Annotated in this window: 1 protein-coding gene; it reads right to left on the reverse strand. The window is 68.8% G+C overall.

Annotated elements, in window-relative coordinates:
- Positions 1-1002: hypothetical protein (locus J3T92_RS09450; protein WP_267401282.1), on the reverse strand; the 1002-nt coding region annotated here is incomplete at its 3' end.
- Between the last annotated feature and the right edge of the window lie 54 nt (positions 1003-1056).

Consider the following 1056-nt stretch of genomic DNA (forward strand, 5'->3'; position numbering starts at 1 on the left):
GCTGCCGTTGCTCTGGTGGCCGCCACTGGTGCCGTTCGCATAGCCGCTGCTCTTGTAGCCGGTTCCGGCGCCTCCCGTGGCGGGGGCTGCGGGTGCGGCTGCCTGCGCGGCTGCTGCCGCGTCGGCGGCCTGCTTCTGGCTGATGGAGTCGTTGACGGCCTTGACGGCGTCATCCAGGCTCCTTTTCACATCCGCATAGGTCTTCGGATCCGTCACATCCTTCCTGCCGCTGGCCTGCCTGGCGGCATCGATGGCCTTGGCCAGGGCGTCCCTGACGGCGTTGTCCGCCACCTTTCCGTCCGAGCCGCCCAGCAGGGAGGCAGCCGAGCCGATGGCATCCTCCAGCCCCTTCTTCCCGTCAGCCAGGCTCTTGGCCTTGACGGAGGCCCGTACCTTGGCAGCAGCGGCCCTGTACCGGCCGACGAGCCCCTTGTTGATGCTGGCGGCCTTGGCCAACCCGTCCCTGTTCCGGTCCAGCCGTCCGGTGTCCTGGCTGGCCGTGCAGACGGCGGCGGTATGGCCGGCCGGCTCCCGCACGGCCTGCTCCAGCGTCTTGCGGACGGCGGGGTCGGCCACCTTCTGCTCGGGCGTGGCCTGGAGCATCTTCCTGGCCTCCTCCTGCTCATGCCGCTGCTTGGCGGCGCTGGCCGTGTACGCCTGGTAGGCGCGGCCGCAGCCTTCAAGCGCATCGGCATGGCGCTGCCTGAACACCCAGACCCCCGCGACCACAGCTACGACGATCACAATGACGGCCACGATGGCTGCGACCATGATGGCGCGCCGCCCAGGCCCCCCGCCATTCTTCGGCCCGGCACCGGCCTCGCCAGCCAGACCCTGCGCGGATCCCCCTTCAGCGAGCTCTCCCACAGAGGGCTGCTCCTCAGCAGCATGCTCCTCGCCGGGCTCCTCCTCGATGGGCTGCGCCTGGGCCTGGCCGGATTCACCCGGTTCCCTCCCGACTGGTTCGATCCATGTGGTCTTTGCCGGACCATGCTCGTCCATGATAAGCTCCCCCTCCTCACATGACACTTTGCCACCAGCTCCATTCTCCAACAT

It is taken from the genome of Bifidobacterium sp. B4081, assembly GCF_026537335.1.
Taxonomy (GTDB): domain Bacteria; phylum Actinomycetota; class Actinomycetes; order Actinomycetales; family Bifidobacteriaceae; genus Bombiscardovia.